18 protein-coding genes and 1 tRNA gene are annotated in these 18,753 nt (G+C 71.7%); 13 read left to right on the plus strand and 6 right to left on the minus strand.

Annotation, left to right across the window (positions count from 1 at the left end; all coding sequences use genetic code 11):
- Nucleotides 1–435: 435 nt before the first annotated feature.
- The 3 genes from ACWC2T_RS06665 to ACWC2T_RS06675 form a co-directional block, all read right to left on the minus strand.
- Nucleotides 436–1,095 (minus strand): LuxR C-terminal-related transcriptional regulator, encoded by a 660-nt coding sequence (locus tag ACWC2T_RS06665; RefSeq protein WP_450669590.1) that lies wholly within the window; start codon nt 1,093–1,095, stop codon nt 436–438.
- A 135-nt stretch (nt 1,096–1,230) separates the two neighbouring features.
- Nucleotides 1,231–2,565 carry a sensor histidine kinase gene (locus ACWC2T_RS06670; protein ID WP_450669357.1) on the minus strand — a complete coding sequence of 445 codons (1,335 nt, stop codon included), beginning with the start codon at nt 2,563–2,565 and terminating at the stop codon, nt 1,231–1,233.
- A gap of 234 nt (nt 2,566–2,799) precedes the next feature.
- Nucleotides 2,800–3,981 carry a sensor histidine kinase gene (locus tag ACWC2T_RS06675; RefSeq protein ID WP_450669358.1) on the minus strand — a complete coding sequence of 394 codons (1,182 nt, stop codon included), beginning with the start codon at nt 3,979–3,981 and terminating at the stop codon, nt 2,800–2,802.
- A gap of 202 nt (nt 3,982–4,183) precedes the next feature.
- Here ACWC2T_RS06675 and ACWC2T_RS06680 point away from each other — a divergent pair, with 202 nt between their 5' ends.
- The 12 genes from ACWC2T_RS06680 (at nt 4,184) to ACWC2T_RS06735 (ending at nt 15,478) form a co-directional block, all read left to right on the plus strand.
- Nucleotides 4,184–4,603 (plus strand): NADH-quinone oxidoreductase subunit A, encoded by a 420-nt coding sequence (locus tag ACWC2T_RS06680; protein ID WP_450669359.1) that lies wholly within the window; start codon nt 4,184–4,186, stop codon nt 4,601–4,603.
- Nucleotides 4,594–5,196 (plus strand): NADH-quinone oxidoreductase subunit B, encoded by a 603-nt coding sequence (locus ACWC2T_RS06685; protein ID WP_450669360.1) that lies wholly within the window; start codon nt 4,594–4,596, stop codon nt 5,194–5,196. The genes ACWC2T_RS06680 and ACWC2T_RS06685 overlap by 10 nt, the downstream gene beginning before the upstream one ends.
- Nucleotides 5,193–6,593, plus strand: a complete 1,401-nt coding sequence (locus ACWC2T_RS06690; RefSeq protein WP_450669361.1) for an NADH-quinone oxidoreductase subunit C — start codon at nt 5,193–5,195, stop codon at nt 6,591–6,593. Before ACWC2T_RS06685 ends, ACWC2T_RS06690 begins: the two co-directional genes overlap by 4 nt.
- Nucleotides 6,590–7,558 (plus strand): complex I subunit 1/NuoH family protein, encoded by a 969-nt coding sequence (locus tag ACWC2T_RS06695; protein ID WP_450669362.1) that lies wholly within the window; start codon nt 6,590–6,592, stop codon nt 7,556–7,558. Before ACWC2T_RS06690 ends, ACWC2T_RS06695 begins: the two co-directional genes overlap by 4 nt.
- A complete protein-coding gene (locus ACWC2T_RS06700) occupies nt 7,558–8,133 on the plus strand; it encodes a NuoI/complex I 23 kDa subunit family protein (RefSeq protein ID WP_450669363.1) in 576 nt (191 codons plus the stop codon). Before ACWC2T_RS06695 ends, ACWC2T_RS06700 begins: the two co-directional genes overlap by 1 nt.
- 53 nt (nt 8,134–8,186) lie before the next feature.
- A complete protein-coding gene (locus ACWC2T_RS06705) occupies nt 8,187–8,786 on the plus strand; it encodes an NADH-quinone oxidoreductase subunit J family protein (RefSeq protein WP_450669591.1) in 600 nt (199 codons plus the stop codon).
- Nucleotides 8,786–9,160, plus strand: a complete 375-nt coding sequence (gene nuoK / locus ACWC2T_RS06710) for an NADH-quinone oxidoreductase subunit NuoK (RefSeq protein ID WP_450669364.1) — start codon at nt 8,786–8,788, stop codon at nt 9,158–9,160. The genes ACWC2T_RS06705 and nuoK overlap by 1 nt, the downstream gene beginning before the upstream one ends.
- On the plus strand, nt 9,157–11,172 hold the full coding sequence (locus ACWC2T_RS06715) for an NADH-quinone oxidoreductase subunit 5 family protein (RefSeq protein ID WP_450669365.1): 2,016 nt from the start codon (nt 9,157–9,159) through the stop codon (nt 11,170–11,172). The genes nuoK and ACWC2T_RS06715 overlap by 4 nt, the downstream gene beginning before the upstream one ends.
- A gap of 6 nt (nt 11,173–11,178) precedes the next feature.
- The gene (locus ACWC2T_RS06720) at nt 11,179–12,753 is read left to right on the plus strand and encodes an NADH-quinone oxidoreductase subunit M (RefSeq protein WP_450669366.1); all 1,575 of its coding nucleotides are present in this window, start codon (nt 11,179–11,181) and stop codon (nt 12,751–12,753) included.
- On the plus strand, nt 12,750–14,270 hold the full coding sequence (locus tag ACWC2T_RS06725) for an NADH-quinone oxidoreductase subunit N (protein WP_450669367.1): 1,521 nt from the start codon (nt 12,750–12,752) through the stop codon (nt 14,268–14,270). Before ACWC2T_RS06720 ends, ACWC2T_RS06725 begins: the two co-directional genes overlap by 4 nt.
- 235 nt (nt 14,271–14,505) lie before the next feature.
- Nucleotides 14,506–15,369 carry a zinc metalloprotease HtpX gene (gene htpX, locus ACWC2T_RS06730; RefSeq protein WP_450669368.1) on the plus strand — a complete coding sequence of 288 codons (864 nt, stop codon included), beginning with the start codon at nt 14,506–14,508 and terminating at the stop codon, nt 15,367–15,369.
- 34 nt (nt 15,370–15,403) lie between these two features.
- Nucleotides 15,404–15,478: a hypothetical protein gene (locus ACWC2T_RS06735; RefSeq protein WP_450669592.1), complete on the plus strand. Its 75-nt coding sequence runs from the start codon at nt 15,404–15,406 to the stop codon at nt 15,476–15,478.
- Nucleotides 15,479–15,772: 294 nt separating this feature from the next.
- Here the strand turns inward: ACWC2T_RS06735 and ACWC2T_RS06740 are convergent, their stop codons facing one another.
- The 3 genes from ACWC2T_RS06740 to ACWC2T_RS06750 all read right to left on the minus strand — a co-directional run bounded on the left by ACWC2T_RS06740 (nt 15,773) and on the right by ACWC2T_RS06750 (nt 18,297).
- Nucleotides 15,773–16,174 carry a YccF domain-containing protein gene (locus ACWC2T_RS06740; RefSeq protein WP_450669369.1) on the minus strand — a complete coding sequence of 134 codons (402 nt, stop codon included), beginning with the start codon at nt 16,172–16,174 and terminating at the stop codon, nt 15,773–15,775.
- Between the two features lie 178 nt (nt 16,175–16,352).
- Nucleotides 16,353–17,600, minus strand: coding sequence for an APC family permease (locus ACWC2T_RS06745; RefSeq protein ID WP_450669370.1), 1,248 nt, complete (start codon nt 17,598–17,600; stop codon nt 16,353–16,355).
- 208 nt (nt 17,601–17,808) lie between these two features.
- Entirely contained in the window at nt 17,809–18,297 is a 489-nt protein-coding gene (locus ACWC2T_RS06750) for a YajQ family cyclic di-GMP-binding protein (RefSeq protein ID WP_166001462.1), read from the minus strand.
- Between the two features lie 246 nt (nt 18,298–18,543).
- Here ACWC2T_RS06750 and ACWC2T_RS06755 point away from each other — a divergent pair.
- Nucleotides 18,544–18,625: transfer RNA gene (locus ACWC2T_RS06755), tRNA-Tyr, on the plus strand.
- Nucleotides 18,626–18,753: the final 128 nt, after the last annotated feature.

Consider the following 18,753-nt stretch of genomic DNA (forward strand, 5'->3'; position numbering starts at 1 on the left):
CCGAGGTGAACCGGTCACCCGTGAGCTGCATACCGTCACCCGAGTCCCCCGCGAACCGGATGATCACCCGGTCCAGGCGCCGCACATCCTTCGCGCCGCCCGGTTTGCGCTGCTCTCCGACGACGGCTCCGTCGGTCTGCTCCGCCTGGCTGCTGACCTGGCTGGTCACTGAACTGGACCTCCTTCGAGGCGGCTGTCCGGGGCGTGGTCGTCCCACGGACCATCCCAGGATCAACCCTACGTCGGTTAGGGTCGCCTTCCCGAGGCCATCCACAGATTGGACGACATCGAGTCGGCCTGTGGCGCTTCGGGTCGGCAGGGCGCTGCGGTGTCAGGGCGGTCCTTTCCCGGTTCGTCCTCCGGTCCTCTGTCCGGGTACCCGTCTTCCCACAGAAGCCGGATCCTCTGACGCCCTGCTGACACAGTGTGTTTTGGTCAGGAGTTCAGATAGGTCAGTACGGCCAGAACACGCCGGTGGTCCCCGTCGCTCGGCGCCAGACCGAGCTTCAGGAAGATGTTGCTGACGTGCTTCTCCACGGCACCGTCGCTGACCACCAGCTGCCGGGCGATCGCCGAGTTCGTGCGCCCCTCCGCCATCAGCCCCAGCACCTCGCGCTCCCGCGGGGTCAGCCCCGCCAGCACGTCCTGCTTGCGGCTGCGGCCGAGCAGCTGCGCGACCACCTCCGGGTCCAGCGCCGTACCGCCCCCGGCCACCCGCACCACCGCGTCCACGAACTCGCGCACCTCGGCGACCCGGTCCTTGAGCAGATAGCCCACCCCCCTGCTGGATCCGGCCAGCAACTCGGTCGCGTAGCGCTCCTCCACGTACTGCGAGAGCACCAGCACACCCAGCCGCGGATGGGCCTTTCGCAGCCGTACGGCCGCCCGGACGCCCTCGTCGGTGTGCGTCGGCGGCATCCGTACGTCCGCCACCACGACGTCGGGCAGCTCGCCCTGTGCGTCCAGGTCGGCGATGGTCTTCACCAGCGCCTCCGCGTCCCCGACGCCCGCCACGACATCGTGCCCGCGGTCGGTCAGCAGCCGGGTCAGGCCCTCCCTGAGCAGCACTGAGTCCTCGGCGATGACCACCCGCACCCTGTCCTCCACGATCTTCCGGCCCCCCCCAAGTCCCCTACACAGGTCCCGTACGGAGGTCCAGCATTCCAGCATTCGGTACGCGCCGCTCGCCGCGTCGGCGCGATTCCGTCGCCGGAGGAGGGCGGCCGGGCGTCAGGTCCGCCAGGGCAGTTCCGCGATCACCCGGGTGGGGCCGCCCGCCGGGGAGTCCACCACGAGGACGCCGTCCACCGCGTCCAGGCGGCCGGCGAGACCGGCCAGACCCGAGCCGCGGGAGACGTCCGCGCCGCCGACGCCGTCGTCCATCACCTGCAGCATCAGCCGGTCCTCGGTGCGCCACACGTCCACCGAGGCGGAGCGGGCCCGGCTGTGCTTGCTGATGTTCTGCAGCAGCTCGGAGACGGTGAAGTAGGCGATGCCCTCGATGGCCGGTGCCGGTCGGGCCGGCAGATCGACCTCCACCCGCACCGGTACCGTGCAGCGGGAGGCGACCGAGGACAGGGCCGCGTCCAGGCCCCGGTCGGTCAGCACGGCCGGATGGATGCCGCGGGCGAGGTCGCGCAGCTCCTGCAGTGCCGTCTTCACCTCGCCGTGCGCCTCGTCCACCATCCGCGCCGCCGCCTGCGGGTCCTCCCGGAGCTTCTCCTTGGCCAGCCCCAGGTCCATGGCCAGGTTGACCAGCCGCGCCTGGGCGCCGTCGTGCAGGTCCCGCTCGATGCGCCGCAGATCGGCGGCGGCCGCGTCGACCACCACCCCGCGGTCCGACTCCAGCTCCACCACCCGCGCCGACAGCGGCGACGGCCCCAGCAGGCCCCGCACCAGCAGCCCGTCCACCGTCGTCAGGGCCCGTACGATCCACGGCGTGGCCAGCGTGAACAGCAGCCCGACCAGCGAGGTCACGGTGATCTCGAAGGGGTTGTCGAGATAGACGCTGTGGTGCTCGTCGCCGTACAGCTGAAGCCCGCCCTGGCCGCCGTACATCGGGAAGACCCAGAACCACAGCGGGTAGGTCAGCAGCATCCAGCCGAGCGGCCACAGGGTCACCGCAACCGTGAACGAGAACACGGCCCACGGGAACTGCACCAGCGCGTACAGCAGGTTCCGCCAGGAGGTGCCGCTCTTGAGCACCGCGCCCATCCAGGCCGGCGCGCCCGGCTTGCGCACCCGCAGCGGCTCCGGCTCGGCCACCTCCAGCCGCAGCAGCCCGCGCGCCCGCGCCCGCTCCAGCGCGCCGAAGCCGCGACAGCCGGCGAGCGCCGCCGCGAGCACCGGAACGCCGAGGAAGGTCACCAGCAGGCCCGAGCCGAGCGACGCCATGGTCACCGTCCAGGTGAACAGCACGATCGAGATCGGCAGGCTCAGCAGGACATAGCCGAACTCACGCCAGCTGCGCGCCTCGAACGGCGCCCGCAGGGCGGGGGGGAGCTGAAAGCCGGTGCGGGTCCGTTCGTCCCCCCGCCCGTATCCGTGTCCGTACTCCATGGCCATCGATCTCGTCCCGTTCTCGTCGTGTGAGCGGCGGTTCAGCTTCTCGTCGTGTGAGCGGCGGTTCAGCCGTGTTCCCAGGGTCGTGCGCCGGGTGTTTCCGGGCCATGGAGGTCGTCGGCGTCTTGGGGCGGGGGTTTTCCCCACCATGGCCTCCGGCGGGTTGGCCGTTCTGTTTTCGGTGCCGGTGGTTTCTTGGTGCCGTCGGTTGCCGGTACTTGCGTGAGGAGCCGTTGGCTACTCCGTGCGGTTCCGCCACGGCAGCTCCGCCGTGACCACCGTCGGGCCGCCGGGCGGTGAGTCCAGTACGAACAGGCCGTCCACCGCGCCCAGTCGGTCCGCGAGGCCGCGCATGCCGGTGCCGCCCTCGAGGCGGGCGCCGCCCCGGCCGTCGTCCCGGACCTGGATGAGCAGCCGGTCCTCGGTGCGCCACACGTCCACCGAGGCGGAGCGGGCCCGGCTGTGCTTGCTGATGTTCTGCAGCAGCTCGGAGACGGTGAAGTAGGCGATGCCCTCGATGGCCGGGGCGGGCCGTTCCGGCAGGTCGACGGTCACCTTCACCGGCACCGTGCAGCGGGTGGCGACCGAGGACAGGGCCGCGTCCACGCCCCGGTCGGTCAGTACGGCCGGGTGGATGCCGCGGGCGAGGTCGCGCAGCTCCTGCAGGGCCAGCTTCACCTCGCCGTGCGCCTCCTCCACCATCGCCGCCGCCGAGTCGGGATCCTCCAGCAGCTTCTCCTTGGCCAGACCGAGCCCCATGGCCAGGTTGACCAGCCGCGCCTGGGCGCCGTCGTGCAGGTCCCGCTCGATGCGCCGCAGATCGGCGGCGGCCGTGTCGACCACCACCCCGCGGTCCGACTCCAGCTCGGCGATCCGGCGCTCCAGCTCGTCCGAGGGCGACAGCAGCCCGCGCACCATGAAGCGGTCCACGTTCGCCAGACCCCGCGCCAGATACGGCAGCACCGGCCACAGCACGAACAACGAGGTCAGCACGGTGCAGAAGGTGAGGATGCCCCAGGGCAGCCGGATGAGGTCGTACAGCAGCGTCCGCCAGCCCACCGGGTCCTTCAGCGCCATCCACACCCGCTGCGCCGGCCCGCCGCTCCTCGCGAGCGGCAGCGGTGTCGGCTCCTCCACCCGCACCCCGAGCAGCCACCGCGCGCGGGCTCGCTCCAGCTTCCCCAGCTGCCGGGAGCCCAGCAGGCCGAGGGCCAGCAGCGGCAGGCCGACGACGGTGATCGTCAGGGCTCCGCCGACGGACAGCGCAGTGATCGCGTAGACGAAGCCGAACACCGTCACCGGCAGGTTCAGCAGGAGATACAGGATCTCCTTCCACGTGTGCGCGTCGTACGCCGGCCGTATCGGCGGCAGCCGGTCGGGGCCGTCGGCCCGGCCGACGGCGGAGCTGGTAGCGGTCATACCGGTCAGCCTGCCGTGCCCGGCACCCTCCGCGCCATGCGGTATGCCGCCCTCCGCCGACGGGGGAAAACCCCACCCCGCACACGTCGCCCGTCGCCGTCACCTGTCTCACGGCGTGACTGGCTGCTTACCAGCTCTTTATCAGGGCCTAGACTCCCGTGCGTACAGATCGTCGAATGGTGTCAGGGAGCGAGGTCGGACGGTGCGGGAGACGTTGGGGGACTCGACGGCCGCCGCGGCGCACGTCATCGCGGACGGTTACTTCCGGTCCTACTCGGTGGTGGGCCTGCTCGCCCTCGTCGGCGTGCTGTTCGTCGCGGTCGCGTTCGGCGCGGGCCGGCTGCTGCGCCCGGTCGTGCCGACCCCCGAGAAACTCCTGACCTACGAGTGCGGCGTCGACCCCGTCGGCGAGGGCTGGGCCCACACCCAGGTCCGCTACTACGTCTACGCTTTCCTGTACGTGATCTTCGCGATCGACTCGATCTTCCTCTTCCCCTGGGCGACGGTCTTCGCCGCCCCCGGCTACGGCGCGACGACGCTTGTGGAGATGTTCGTCTTCCTCGGCTTCCTCGCCGTGGGCCTGCTGTACGCATACAAGAAGGGCGTCCTGGCATGGACGTGAACCCGGAGCCCGTGTACCTGCCGGAGCCGAAGCGGCTGGGTGCCCTGGCCCGCCTGGCCCCCGAGCCGATGAAGGTGGTCCTGAACTGGGGTCGCCGCTACTCGCTCTGGGTCTTCAACTTCGGCCTCGCCTGCTGCGCGATCGAGTTCATCGCCGCGTCGATGGCCCGCCACGACTTCATCCGCCTCGGCGTGATCCCGTTCGCCCCCGGTCCCCGCCAGGCCGACCTGATGGTGGTGTCGGGCACGGTCACGGACAAGATGGCCCCGGCCGTGAAGCGCCTGTACGAGCAGATGCCCGAGCCGAAGTACGTCATCTCCTTCGGCGCCTGCTCCAACTGCGGCGGCCCGTACTGGGACTCGTACTCGGTGACGAAGGGCGTCGACCAGATCATCCCGGTGGACGTGTACGTCCCCGGCTGCCCGCCGCGCCCCGAGGCGCTGCTCCAGGGCATCCTCAAGCTCCAGGAGAAGATCGCCCGCGAGTCGCTGGGGGAGCGGTACGGCGCCGGTTCCGCCCGGCCGTCCGCGGCCGCCCTGACCAGCGACCTGGTGAAGCCGCCTGCCCCCGCCGGTGAGGGGGACACCCGATGAGCACCGTCGGCTGGCTGCCCGCCCCGGTCGAGGACCTCTTCGGTACGGACGCCACGGCCGAGGCGTCGTACGACCTCCTGACCGTGGACGTACCCCCGTCCTCCTGGCTCACCGCCCTGGAGACGGCCCGTACGACCCTGGGCTGCACCTACTTCGACTGGCTGAGCGCGGTCGACGAACCGGGCACGGGTTTCCGCGTCTGTGCCCACGTCGTCGCCCTGGGCCCGGTCCGCCGCCTCCTCGTCCGTACGACCGTCCCGCACGAGGCACCGACGCTGCCCTCCGCCGTCGGCGTCTACGCGGGCGCCGCCTGGCACGAGCGCGAGACCCACGAGATGTTCGGCGTGGTGTTCGAGGGGCACCCTGGTCTTGAGCACCTGCTCCTCCCGGAGACCTTCGAGGGGCACCCGCTGCGCAAGGACTTCGTCCTCGCCGCGCGCGTCGCCAAGGCCTGGCCCGGCGCGAAGGAGCCCGGCGAATCCGAGCACGGCGGCCCGAAGCGCCGCCAGATGCTCCCTCCGGGCGTCCCGGACCCCAACGAGTGGGGCCCCCTGAAGGGCCAGCTGCCCCCTGCCCCGGCCCGTCCGGCGCGCGGCGCGGCCCGCGCGGCGGGCGAGCGTCCGGCAGCCCGCGCGGGCGCGGCCGGGGACCGTCCGGTACGGCGGACCCGCACGGCGGCGGAGGGCTCGGCGAGCCAGACCGCCGAGACCGCTGCCGCTACCGGAGGTGCCGGGGCTGCCGGTCCTGCTGAAGGCGCCGGGGCTGTGGGTGCTGCTGGTGCCCGGCCGCGGCGGATGCGGAGCGCGAGCGAGGGCTCGGTGAGCCAGACGCCGGCACCTCAGGACGCGGCCGAGCTGAAGCGGACCGCTGCCGAGGGTGAGGCGACCCGTGCCGCGGCGGCGGAGGGTCCGGCTGCCGAGGCCTCCGTGGCCCACGAGCCCGGCCCCGCCCCGGCCCGTCCGCGCCGCGCCCGCAGCGCCTCGGAGGGCTCGGCCACACAGCGAGCCGGGACTCCGGAACCGACGGCACCGGCTGCTGGAGAGCCGACGGCACCGGCTACGGATGAGGGAGCCGCACCTGCTCCCCGTGAGTCGGCGGTGCCGGACAGCGCGGCGCGCCCCGCCCGCCGGAGCACGGCCCCACGCAGCTCGGACGCACCGTGGCACCACGCCCGCCCGGCCTTCGAGGAGCCCGAACAGGCCCCGCCGACGCCGGAACCGGGCCCGATGGCACCTGAACAGGGCCCGACGGCACCCGAACAGGCGCCGGAGGAACCGGAGCGGACCGACGCCGACCCCGGCACTCCCGACGGGCCCCACCAGAACCCCGACGCCGACCCCGACCCGGGGTCCAACCCCCACCCCAACGACGACAACCCCGCAGGAGGCCCGCAGTGAACGGCGTGTGGGACGTCGCCCTGCGACTCGTCGTCGTGTTCGTCGTCTTCCTCACCTTCCCGCTGATCGTCGGCCAGACCGAGCACAAGGTGATGGCGCACATGCAGGGCCGCCTCGGCCCGATGTACGCCGGCGGCTTCCACGGCTGGGCCCAGCTCATCGCGGACGGCGTGAAGTTCGCGCAGAAGGAGGACGTGGTCCCGGCCGGCGCCGACCGCCGCGTCTTCCAGTTGGCCCCGGCCGTGGCCCTGCTGCCGTACCTCCTCGTGTTGCTCGCCATCCCGATCGGCCCGAGCAAGGGGGCCGTCGGCCAGGTCCTCGACGCGGGCGTGTTCTTCGTGCTCGCGGTGATGGGCGTCGGCGTGCTCGGCTCGCTCATGGCCGGCTGGGCCAGCGCGAACAAGTTCTCCCTGCTCGGCGGCCTGCGCACGGCCGCCCAGCTGCTCGCCTACGAACTGCCGATGCTGCTCGCCGCCGCCTCGGTTGCCATGGCGGCGGGAACCGTCTCCCTGCCTGGCATCCTGCACGCCTTCCACTGGTGGTGGGTGCCCTGGCAGATCACCGGCGCGGTGGTCTTCTTCGTCGCCGGACTCGCCGAGCTGCAGCGTCCGCCGTTCGACATGCCCGTCGCCGACTCGGAGATCATCTTCGGCGCGTACACGGAGTACACCGGACTGCGGTTCGCCCTCTTCCTCCTCGCCGAGTACGCCGGGATCGTCGTCCTGTGCGGCCTGACCACCGTCCTCTTCCTGGGCGGCTGGCACGGCCCCTGGGGTCACGACGGCCTGGGCTGGCTGTGGACCCTGCTGAAGACCGCGATCCTCGCCTTCCTCGTCATCTGGCTCCGCGTCACCTACCCGCGGTTGCGCGAGGACCAGCTCCAGAAGCTGTCCTGGACCCTCCTCGTGCCCCTTTCCCTCGCCCAGATCGCCCTCACCGGCATCGTCAAGGTGGTGATCTCCTGATGGCTGAGTCCCTCCCGCCCACCCGGCCCCGCATTCCCGGCTCCGGCCTCGCCAAGGGCCTGGCTGTCACCCTCCGCACGATGACGAGGAAGCACGTCACCGAGCAGTACCCGGACGCCCTGCCGGAACTGCCGCCCCGCACCCGCGGTGTGATCGGCCTGTTCGAGGAGAACTGCACGGTCTGCATGCTCTGCGCCCGCGAGTGCCCGGACTGGTGCATCTACATCGACTCCCACAAGGAGACGGTCCCGCCGGCCGCCCCCGGCGGTCGCGAGCGCAGCCGCAACGTCCTCGACCGGTTCGCCATCGACTTCTCCCTGTGCATGTACTGCGGTATCTGCATCGAGGTGTGTCCCTTCGACGCGCTGTTCTGGTCCCCGGAGTTCGAGTACGCCGAGACCGACATCCGCGACCTCACCCACGAGCGGGACAAGCTCCGCGAGTGGATGTGGACCGTCCCGGCCCCGCCGGCCCTGGACCCCGCCGCCGAGGAGCCCAAGGAGATCGCCGCCGCCCGCAAGACCGCCGAGAAACTGGCGGCCGCGCAGGCCGAACCAGGGGAGGGCGCGTCGTGACCCTCGCCTCAACCCTTGCCTCGACCCTGGGCCCGGCCGCGGGTCACTCCGGCGTGCCTCTTGCCGCGGCCGCGCACGGCTTCCTGTCCCCGACCGGCGTCGAGATCGCCTTCCTCCTGGTCGGGCTGGTCACCTTCGGCGCCGCGCTGGTCACCGTCACCACCCGGCAGCTGGTGCACGCCGCCCTGTGGCTGGTGGTCGCGCTCGGCGGTCTCGCCGTGGAGTACCTGCTGCTCACGGCCGAGTTCATCGCCTGGGTGCAGGTCCTGATCTACGTCGGTTCCGTCGTCGTCCTCCTCCTGTTCGGGCTGATGCTCACCAAGGCCCCCATCGGCCGCTCCCCGGACGCCGACTCCGGTAACCGCTGGGCCGCCCTGACTGTCGCGGTCGCCGCCGCCGTCGCCCTGGTCTGGGTGGTCGTCGACGCCTTCCGCACCACCTGGATCGACCTGAGCGGGCCGGCCGCCGGCTCCACCCGGGTCACCGGCGAGAGCCTGTTCCGGAACTGGGTGCTGCCCTTCGAGGCCCTGTCCGTGCTGCTCCTCGCGGCCCTGGTCGGCGCGATCGTCCTGTCCCGCAAGGCGAAGGCAGACACGAACGCCGCCTCCGGGGCCGACGCGGCCACCGAAGCCGAGAAGGAAGGCGCCCGCTGATGCACCTCGCCTACCCGGCCGTACTCTCCGCCCTCCTGTTCTGCACCGGCCTGTACGGCGTCCTCGCCCGCCGCAACGCGATCCTGGTCCTGATGTCGGTCGAGCTGATGCTCAACGCCGTCAACCTCAACCTCGTCGCCTTCGACGTCTGGCTCAGCCGGGCCGCGAAGGAGACCCTGCACTCCGGCCAGGCGCTGACCCTGTTCACCATCACCATCGCCGCCGCCGAGATCGGCATCGGCCTGGCGATCGTGCTCGCCGTCTACCGCAACCGCGGCACCTCCGACATCGACAAGCTCCGCGACACCGCCGAGGGACCCGGCACCGAGGCACCGGACTCCTCCGCGGCCGAGAAGGCTGAGGCCACCGCGTGACCACGACCACCCTCGCCGTCCTCGTCCCCCTACTGCCGTTCCTCGGCGCCGCGGCCGGACTGCTGCTCGGCCGCATCGCGCCCGGGTTCGTCCGCCCGCTCGCCGTGCTGCCGCCGCTGGCCTCGCTCGTCCTGGCCGCACTCGTCGCCGCACGCCAGGGCGGTGGTCAGGCCATCACCGCCCACACCGAGCTGACGCCCACCGGCTCGGTCCCGATCGACCTGGCCCTGTACGTCGACGGCTTCGCCGCGCTCGTCGCGGTCCTGGTCGCGTTCGTCGCGGCCTGCGTGCAGATCTACTCGACCGGCTATCTCCGCGACGACCCGCGCTACCCCTCGTACGCCGCCCTCGTCTCCCTGTTCACCTCCGCGATGCTGCTGGTCGTCTATTCCGGCGACCTGATCGTGCTGCTGGTCGGCTGGGAAGTCATGGGCATCTGCTCCTACTTCCTGGTCGGCCACTACTGGGAGACCCCCGAGGCCCGCGCCGCCTCCCTGAAGGCCTTCCTGGTCACCAAGCTCGGCGACGTGCCGTTCCTCATCGGCCTGTTCGCGCTCGCCACCGACGCCGGCTCGTTCCGGATCACGCGTGTCCTCGGCGCCGTCGCGAGCGGCAACCTGCACCACCCGACCGTCGTCGCCCTGCTGCTCCTCGCGGGTGTCGCGGGCAAGTCGGCGCAGTTCCCGCTGCACACCTGGCTCCCGGACGCGATGGCGGGCCCCACGCCCGTCTCGGCGCTGATCCACGCCGCGACGATGGTCGCCGCCGGTGTCTACTTCATCGCCCGTCTCCTTCCGGTGTTCGAGGCCTCCCGGGCCGCGATGGTCGTCCTCGCCGTCATGGCCGCCGTCACGATGGTGGGCTCCGGCCTCGCCGCGCTCGCCCAGGACGACATCAAGCGCGTCCTCGCCTACTCGACCATCGGCCAGCTCGGCTACATGACCGGTGCCCTCGCCGTCGGCGACCGCGGTGCCGCCGTCTTCCACCTCCTGTCCCACGGCGCCTTCAAGGCGCTGCTGTTCCTCGCGGCCGGCGTGATCATCCACGCCGCCGGCACCAACTCGCTGGCCGCCATGTCCCGCATGCACGGCCTGCGCGACCGCGTCCCGGACGCGTTCTGGACGATGACCGTGGCGCTCCTCGCGCTCGCCGCGATCCCGCCGTTCAGCGGCTTCTTCTCCAAGGAGTCCGTCCTCGGCGCCGCCGAGCACGTGGTCGACGGCCACCCGGACCACGCCCCCTGCGCCGCTGGCTGGATCGTCCTCGTCGCCGGGCTGGTCACCGCCCTCCTCACCGCCGCCTACGCGACCCGGCTGTGGCTGCTGGCCTTCCGCGGCCGGGGCGCCGAGGCCCCCGACCACGGGCGGCAGCCGCTGACGATGACCGTGGTGCTGTGGGTCCTCGCCGTGCCGTCCCTCGCCTTCGGCGGGCTCGCCTACCGGGCGCTGCCCGGCTGGTTCGACGGCCGCGACCTGACCCCGACCCTGCTCACCTCCATCCTCGGCACGGGCCTCGCCCTGGTCGGCGGGCTGCTCACCTACGGCGCCTGGCAGCGCACCAGCGCACTCGCCGCCCGGGTCCCGGCGGCACCCGCGCCCTCCTTCGAGTGGGAGCACCTCCAGGGCGAGGCTGCCGCGCACCCGGAGGGCGACGCGAGCCTGGTCGAGGCCCATGCCCTCGCCGACCACGGGCCGGCCGACCTCGCCCACGCGCCCGACCCCGGCCGGCTGCTCCTCGGACCGCTCCATCGGCACGCGGCCGCCGGCTTCCACCTGGACGCCGTGTACGCGGCGCTGTTCGTCCGCCCGGTCCAGGCCGGAGCGAGTCTCGTCCGGTTCCTCGACCGTGAGGTCGTCGACACCTACGTACAGGGCGCGGCCGCCCTGCCCCGGCTGCTCGGGGCCGCCGTACGGCGGGCGCAGACCGGCAATGTGCAGACCTATGTGAGCGCGCTGCTCGCCGGCACCGTCGTCCTGGCGGTCGCCGTCGTCCTCGTCGCCACGGGAGCGTGAGCAGGCGTGATCGATATCAACGAGTCCGTGATGCAGTTCCTTCTGGCATTCGTCGTCGTCGGCCCGCTCCTCGGCGCCGTCGCCGCCCTCCTCCCGGCCCCGCCCGGACTGAAGGGGAAGTCGCCCGAGCAGGCCGTGCTGCGGCACGGTGTGACCGTGACCGGCGCGATCCTCATCGCCGCGATCGCCCTGGCGCTCGGCTTCGACCACGGCCATCCGTCGAAGATGCAGGCCACGACCGACATCAGCTGGATCCCCGCACTCGACGTGCGGATCCACCTCGGCATCGACGGCATCTCGCTCCCCCTCCTCGTGCTGACCGCGCTGCTGACCTTCCTCTGCGCGCTGTACTCCTACTTCAAGCCGCCCGCGGACGGCTCCCCGAAGGCGTTCGTCGCACTGCTGCTCCTGCTCGAGTCCGGCACCCTCGCCACTTTCGCCGTCCTCGACCTGCTGCTGTTCTTCCTCGCGTTCGAGATGGTGCTCATCCCGATGTACTTCCTCATCGCCCGCTGGGGCGGCGAGGGCCGGACCCGGTCCGCGTGGAAGTTCATCCTGTTCACGCTGCTCGGCTCCGTCGTCATGCTGCTCGGCCTGCTCCTGATCGGGATCAAGGCGGGTACGTTCGACATGGTGGCACTCGCCACTGACAATGGCCGGTCCCTGACCGCGTCCGTGCAGGTCATCGCCGTTCTGGCGATCGGGATCGGGCTCGCGGTGAAGTCGCCGATGTGGCCGCTGCACAGCTGGCTTCCCGACGCCCACACCGCCGCGCCGACCGTCGGCTCGGTCCTGCTGGCCGGCGTCCTGCTGAAGATGGGTACGTACGGGTTCGTCCGGATTCTGCTGCCGGTGGCGCCGCACGGCTTCCACACCTTCGCGCCGTACCTCGCCGCGTTCGCCGTGGTCGGGATCATCTACGGATCCCTGGCCTGCCTGGCCCTCGCCAAGCGCGGCGCCAAGGGCGACCTCAAGCGGCTGATCGCCTACTCCTCCGTCGGCCACATGGGCTTCGTCCTGCTGGGCATCGCCACCATGACGCCGACCGGCGTCAACGGCGCCCTGTTCGCCAACATCGCCCACGGCCTCATCACCGGCCTGCTGTTCTTCCTGGTCGGCGCGCTGAAGGACCGCACCGGCACGACGGACCTCGACACCCTTGCAGAGGAGACCGGCCTCGCCCTGTACGGCAAGGCCCCGCGCCTCGGCGGCCTGCTCGCCTTCGGCGCGGTCGCCTCCCTCGGCCTGCCCGGGCTCGCCGGGTTCTGGGGCGAGATGCTGGCGCTGTTCGGCGCGTTCAAGCCCGCCGGCGACCTCAGCCGGCCGGCCTTCCTCACCTTCATGGCGATCGGCGCGTTCGGCACCCTGCTGACCGCCGCGTACATGCTGATCGTGGTCCGCCGCGTCTGCATGGGCGGCGGGCAACAGGAGGTCCCGAAGCTCGCCGACGTGCGCGGCTACGAGTTCGCCGCCTGGACCCCGCTCGTCGCCCTCACCGTCGTCGCCGGACTGTGGCCGAGGGCGCTGCTCGGCCTGACCGACCCGGCCGTGCACCAGCTCCTCGCAGGAGGCACCCGATGAGCGCCCAGCCCCTCGCCGAGTCGCTGGTCCAGTCCGTCGACTGGCTCGCCGTCGCCCCGCCGACCATCGCCGCCGCGGTCGGACTCGTCGTTCTGGTCGCCGACCTGTTCCTGCCCGAGGCCCGCAAGGCCGTCCTCGGCTGGGTCTCGGTCGCCGGGCTGGCCGTGGCCGCGCTGATGCTCCTGCCCCTGCTGGGCGGCGAGCGCAGCACCTTCTGCGTGAACGGCGGTGGTACGCGCGCGTGCAGCTACACAGCCGACCACTTCGCGCTCGTCATCCAGTTCCTCGTCCTCGGCGGCGCGCTCCTCGCGGCCCTGCTCTCCGTCACGAACCTCAGGGACGACCAGCGGCGCGTCCCGCCCGGCGAGTTCTGGTTCCTGCTGCTGTCCTCCGCGGCCGGTGCCGCCCTGCTCCCCGCCTCCCGCGACCTGGCCACCCTGATCGTCGCCCTGGAGGTCGCCTCCCTGCCCGCCTTCGCCCTCGTCGGCATCCGGCACGGCGACGAGCGGTCCTCCGAGGCCGCCCTGAAGTTCTTCCTGTCCTCGGTGACGGCCACCGCGGTCAGCCTGATGGGCATCAGTTTCGTCTACGCCTCCACCGGCACCCTCTACCTCACCCAGGTCGCCCAGCGCCTGCCCCACGTCGGCGGACAGTTGCACACGCTCGCCCAGGCGGGTGTCGTCCTCACCCTGATCGGCTTCGCCTTCAAGACGGCCGCCGTCCCGTTCCACTTCTGGGTGCCCGACACCTACGTCGGCGCGCCGCTGCCCGTCGCCGCCTACCTGTCGGTCGTCGGCAAGGCGGTCGGCTTCTCCGGCCTGATCCTCGTCACCGTCGTCGCGTTCCCGTCGTACTCCGACGTCTGGGGCCCCGCGCTCGCCGTGCTGGCCGCCCTCACCATGACCGTCGGCAATGTCGGCGCCCTGCGCCAGCAGGCCACGCGCGCGTACAGCGCCGTACGACTGCTCGCCTGGTCCTCCGTCGGCCAGGCGGGCTACCTGCTGGTGCCGATCGCCGCCGCCGGCTACGCCAAGGACGCGCAGAAGGCGATCGGTTCGACGGTCGCGTACGCGCTCATGTACGCCGCCGTGAACCTCGGCGCGTTCGCGGTGGCCGCCCTGGTGGGCCGCAGCCGGGCCCTGAACCGGATCTCCGACTACCGCGGCCTGTACGCCGCCAACCCGCTCACCGCGCTCCTGCTGGCCTTCTTCCTGCTCTGCCTTGCCGGGCTGCCGCCGGGCGTGATCGGGCTGTTCGCCAAGGTCACCGTGTTCTCGGCGGCCGTGGACGCGGGCCTCGGCTGGCTCGCCGTCGTCATGGCCGTCAACGTGGTGATCGCCCTGTTCTACTACCTGCAGTGGACGGCCCTGCTGTTCCGCGCCCCCGAAGGCGAGCCCGCGCGGCACCATGTCCCGGCCCCCCTCACGGCCGCCCTCGCCCTCACCGGCGTACTCGGCGTCGCCCTGTCCGGAGCACCCCAGCTGGTCCTCCGCTTCGCGGCCACCGGGCTGTTCTGAGACCCGGTCACACGCGCGTGAGGCCCCCCGGCCTCCACGCGCGCGTGGCCGAACGCGCCCCACTCGCCCGGCCGTAAGCACCCCGCTCACCCGGCCGTACGTACCCCCTCACCCGTACGGCCCGACGCGCACCCGCACCCACCAGGGAACTCCCAGCCGCCGCCTGGCGTTGTCACAGACGGGAGGGTCCACTGGACCAAAGTGTTCCCCAGCTGCACGATTTGGAGGGCGCACGGTGCACCGCCGGCACAACGGGCTCAGGACCGCAGTACTCCTCGGGGGACTGTCCGCACTCATCATCGTCATCGGCAGTTTCTTCGGCCGCACGGGTCTGGTCGTCGCGGTCCTGGTGGCCCTCGGCACGAACGCGTACGCGTACTGGAACAGCGACAAGCTGGCGCTCCGCGCGATGCGCGCCCGCCCGGTCAGCGAGTTCGAGGCCCCGGCGCTGTACCGCATGGTCCGCGAGCTGTCCACGCAGGCCCGCCAGCCCATGCCCCGTCTGTACATCTCGCCCACGGAGGCCCCCAACGCCTTCGCCACGGGCCGCAACCCGCGCAACGCGGCCGTGTGCTGCACCGAGGGCATCCTGCGCCTGCTGGACGAGCGCGAGCTGCGGGGCGTGATCGGCCATGAGCTCAGTCACGTCTACAACCGGGACATCCTCATCTCCTCGGTGGCCGGCGCCCTCGCCTCGGTGATCATGTTCCTGGTGAACTTCGCCTGGCTGATCCCGGTCGGCCGCTCGGACGACGACGACGGCCCGGGCCTGCTCGGCATGCTCCTGATCATGATCCTGGGCCCGCTCGCCGCCAGCCTCATCCAGCTGGCCATCAGCCGCTCCCGGGAGTACGAGGCGGACGCCTCCGGAGCCCAGCTCACCGGCGACCCGCTGGCCCTCGCCAGTGCCCTGCGCAAGCTGGAGGTCGGTACCCAGCAGCTCCCGCTGCCCCCCGAGCCGCGGCTCGAGACCGCGAGCCACATGATGATCGCGAACCCGTTCCGCGCGGGACAGGGGCTGACCAGGATGTTCTCCACGCACCCGCCGATGGCGGAGCGCATCGCCCGGCTGGAGCAGATGGCAGGCCGCAACCGGTGAGGCCCCGCCGCTGGACCGGCTGCTGACCGGTGGTGTGGCGCTCAGCGGAGATCTCGTCCTGTCCATCGCCGACATCGATTCCATCGCGAGGACGACATCGATCTCGTGAGGATCTCGCTGCGCGCCGTGGTGGTGGCCGTCCGGGAGCAGCTCGACGAGCAGTGGGCGACGTTCGCGCCCCCGCGGCAGGCGCTCCCAGGACACGGTGGCTCCAGTGACGAGTCCCCGCTGACCGCCCGCCCCGATCGGCTGCGCGAGGTCGCGGACCGGGCGTTCTCGCTGCCCGCCCGCCCGGATGGCCGAACTGCGCGACCGCTACGGCCTCATCCTGGCCGACCTCAACATCGACCGCGGGCCGCTGGGGACGCTGCTGCCGCCCTGACCAGCGGTTGGCGCAGCGGCGTCAGCGCCCGGCGAACCCCCGGTCCGACGGAACCACCTCACGCCCGAGCGGCATCAGCGAGATCGGGATGAGCTTCAGGTTCGCCCAGCCGAAGGGGATCCCGATGATCGACAGGAACAGGGGGATGCTCGTGATCAGGTGCCCCAGGGCCAGCCACCATCCCGCGAAGATCACCCAGATCACGTTGCCGATGAAGGACCCCGCCCCCGCGTCCGGCCGTTCCACGGTCGTCCGGCCGAACGGCCACAGGACGAAGCCGGCGATGCGCAGCGACGCGATGCCGAACGGGATGGTGACGATCAGGACGAAACAGATCAGGGCAGCGATGACATAACCGATCGCCATCCAGAAGCCGCACAGGATGAGCCACAGGATGTTGAGCAGCAGGTTGAACACCTTCATGATCGGTACCTCTCCGGGTCGCTCCGTCGGCATGCCTGCTGCCACAAGTATCAGTGCGTCAGGCGTTCCCGCAGATCCGCAGCAACCTTGTGGCCTGATCGGGAACGTACAGAGAACGTACGGAAACGATCCCGCTCGGCAACGATCCCGTTCGACGTCACCCGGTACGCCGCCGACGTCACCCGGTACGCCGCGCCCACCGTCGTACGGCGTAGGCCGCCGCGCCCACCGCGAGCACACCCGCTCCCACCGCCACCGAGACGGCGGGCAGCGCGAACGCCAGCGTGGCGCAGCCCAGCAGGCCGACCACGGGCACCACGCGGGCCGGCACGGCCGGACTCAGGGTCCACGCGGAGGCGTTCGCGACGGCGTAGTAGGCGAGCACGCCGAAGGAGGAGAAGCCGATCGCGCCGCGCACGTCGACCGTCGCGGCCAGTACGGCGACCACCGCGCCCACCGCGAGCTCCGCCCGGTGCGGCACCTGGAAACGCGGGTGCACGGCCGCCAGCGGCCCCGGCAGATGCCCGTCCCGGGCCATGGCGAGTGTCGTACGGGACACGCCAAGGATCAGCGACAGCAGCGAGCCGAGCGCCGCCACCGCCGCGCCGGCCCGCACCACCGGGACGAGCCCCGGCAGGCCGGCCGTCCGTACCGCGTCGGCCAGCGGCGCCGCCGAGTGCCCGAGCCGGTCCGCACCGAGGACGGCGAGCACCGCGACGGCCACGCACGCGTACACCACAAGTGCGATCCCCAGGGCCAGCGGAATGGCACGCGGGATCGTGCGCGCCGGATCCCGTACCTCCTCCCCGAGGGTCGCGATCCGCGCGTACCCGGCGAACGCGAAGAACAGCAGCCCCGCCGCCTGGAGGACCCCGCCCGCGCCCGACGACAGCCCGATGTCCAGCCGCCCGGTGCCGGCTCGCCCTGCGGCCAGGCATCCGACCACCACGGCTGTGAGGACGGCCAGCACCACCGCCACGATCACCCGCGTCAGCCACGCCGACTTCTGGATCCCGCCGTAGTTCACGGCCGTCAGGGCGACCACGGCCGCGACCGCCACCGCGTGCGCCTGACCCGGCCAGACGTAGGCGCCCACGGTGAGCGCCATGGCCGCGCAGGACGCCGTCTTGCCGACCACGAAGGCCCAGCCCGCGAGATAGCCCCAGAAAGGGCCCAGCCGTTCCCGTCCGTACACGTACGTCCCGCCGGAGGCCGGATGACGCGCGGCGAGCCGGGCCGACGACATGGCGTTGCAGTAGGCCACCACGGCCGCGAGCGCCAGCCCGGGCAGCAGCCCCGATCCGGCCGCGCGCGCGGCCGGCCCCAGGGCCGAGAACACACCGGCCCCGACCATCGAACCGAGGCCGACGACCACGGCGTCCCGCACGCCGAGGGTGCGGCGCAGTGCGGTGCCGGTGGATGTCATGCGCCGCACCCTAGTGACCGCCGCAACCGGGTGGTGGACCGGTGGCGTCCTTCATGTCAACAGGCCGGGAACATACGGTCGACAGGGCGCGCACGCGCGCGACGGCAGCAGGGAGGGGCGGGCACCGCTCGGGGGCGCCCGTCCCTCCCTGCTGTCGCGGCTGTCGGCCGCTGTCCTGCAGCTGTCCCGCAGGACGTGCTGGTGGGTCCTACCGGTAGTTCACGAACTGCAGCGCGAAGTCGAAGTCCTTGCCCTTCAGCAGCGCGATCACGGCCTGCAGGTCGTCCCGGCTCTTGGAGGAGACGCGCAGCTCGTCACCCTGGACCTGGGCCTTCACGCCCTTCGGGCCCTCGTCGCGAATGATCTTCGCCACCTTCTTCGCGTTCTCCTGGGAGATGCCCTCCTGGATCGACGCGAAGATCTTGTACTCCTTGCCGGACAGCTGGGGCTCGCCCGCGTCCAGGGCCTTCAGCGAGATACCGCGCTTGATCAGCTTGGACTGGAAGACGTCGAGGACGGCCTTCACCCGGTCCTCGGAGTTCGCCTCCATGAGGATCTTGTCCCCGGACCACGAGATCGAGGCACCCACGCCCTTGAAGTCGTAGCGCTGCGAGATCTCCTTGGCGGCCTGGTTGAGGGCGTTGTCGACCTCCTGCCGCTCGACCTTCGAGACGATGTCGAAACTGGAGTCGGCCATGTCCTGTGGCTCCTTGTATCGGGGTGCTTATCGGTGCGAATCGGTGCGTATCGGGTGCATGCCGGCGTGCACGGCGGCGGCCGCCGGGCCCGGCATGACACCGGGCCGCATCCGCACCAGCCTAGCCATCCCGCGAGCCGAGGGGCGGAGATCAATCGGGTGGCGAAGCACCCCTGTGTATCGGGTATTGTTTACGTCGTCGCCAGGGAGCGCCGCCGAAAAGCGGTTCGATCTGGTGGTCACCCCGGCGGTGTGCCCGAGCGGCCAAAGGGAGCAGACTGTAAATCTGCCGGCTCAGCCTTCCCAGGTTCGAATCCTGGCGCCGCCACACGGGAACGAGAGCCCCGTGACCTGCGTAAACAGCAGGTCACGGGGCCCTTGTCGTACCCCCGGGTGATCAGCGGGACTGTCTCACGCTGTCTCGCGTTCGAACGCCGCATCTCGATGTGTGTGGAC

The sequence above is a fragment of the Streptomyces sp. NPDC001393 genome, from assembly GCF_053597455.1.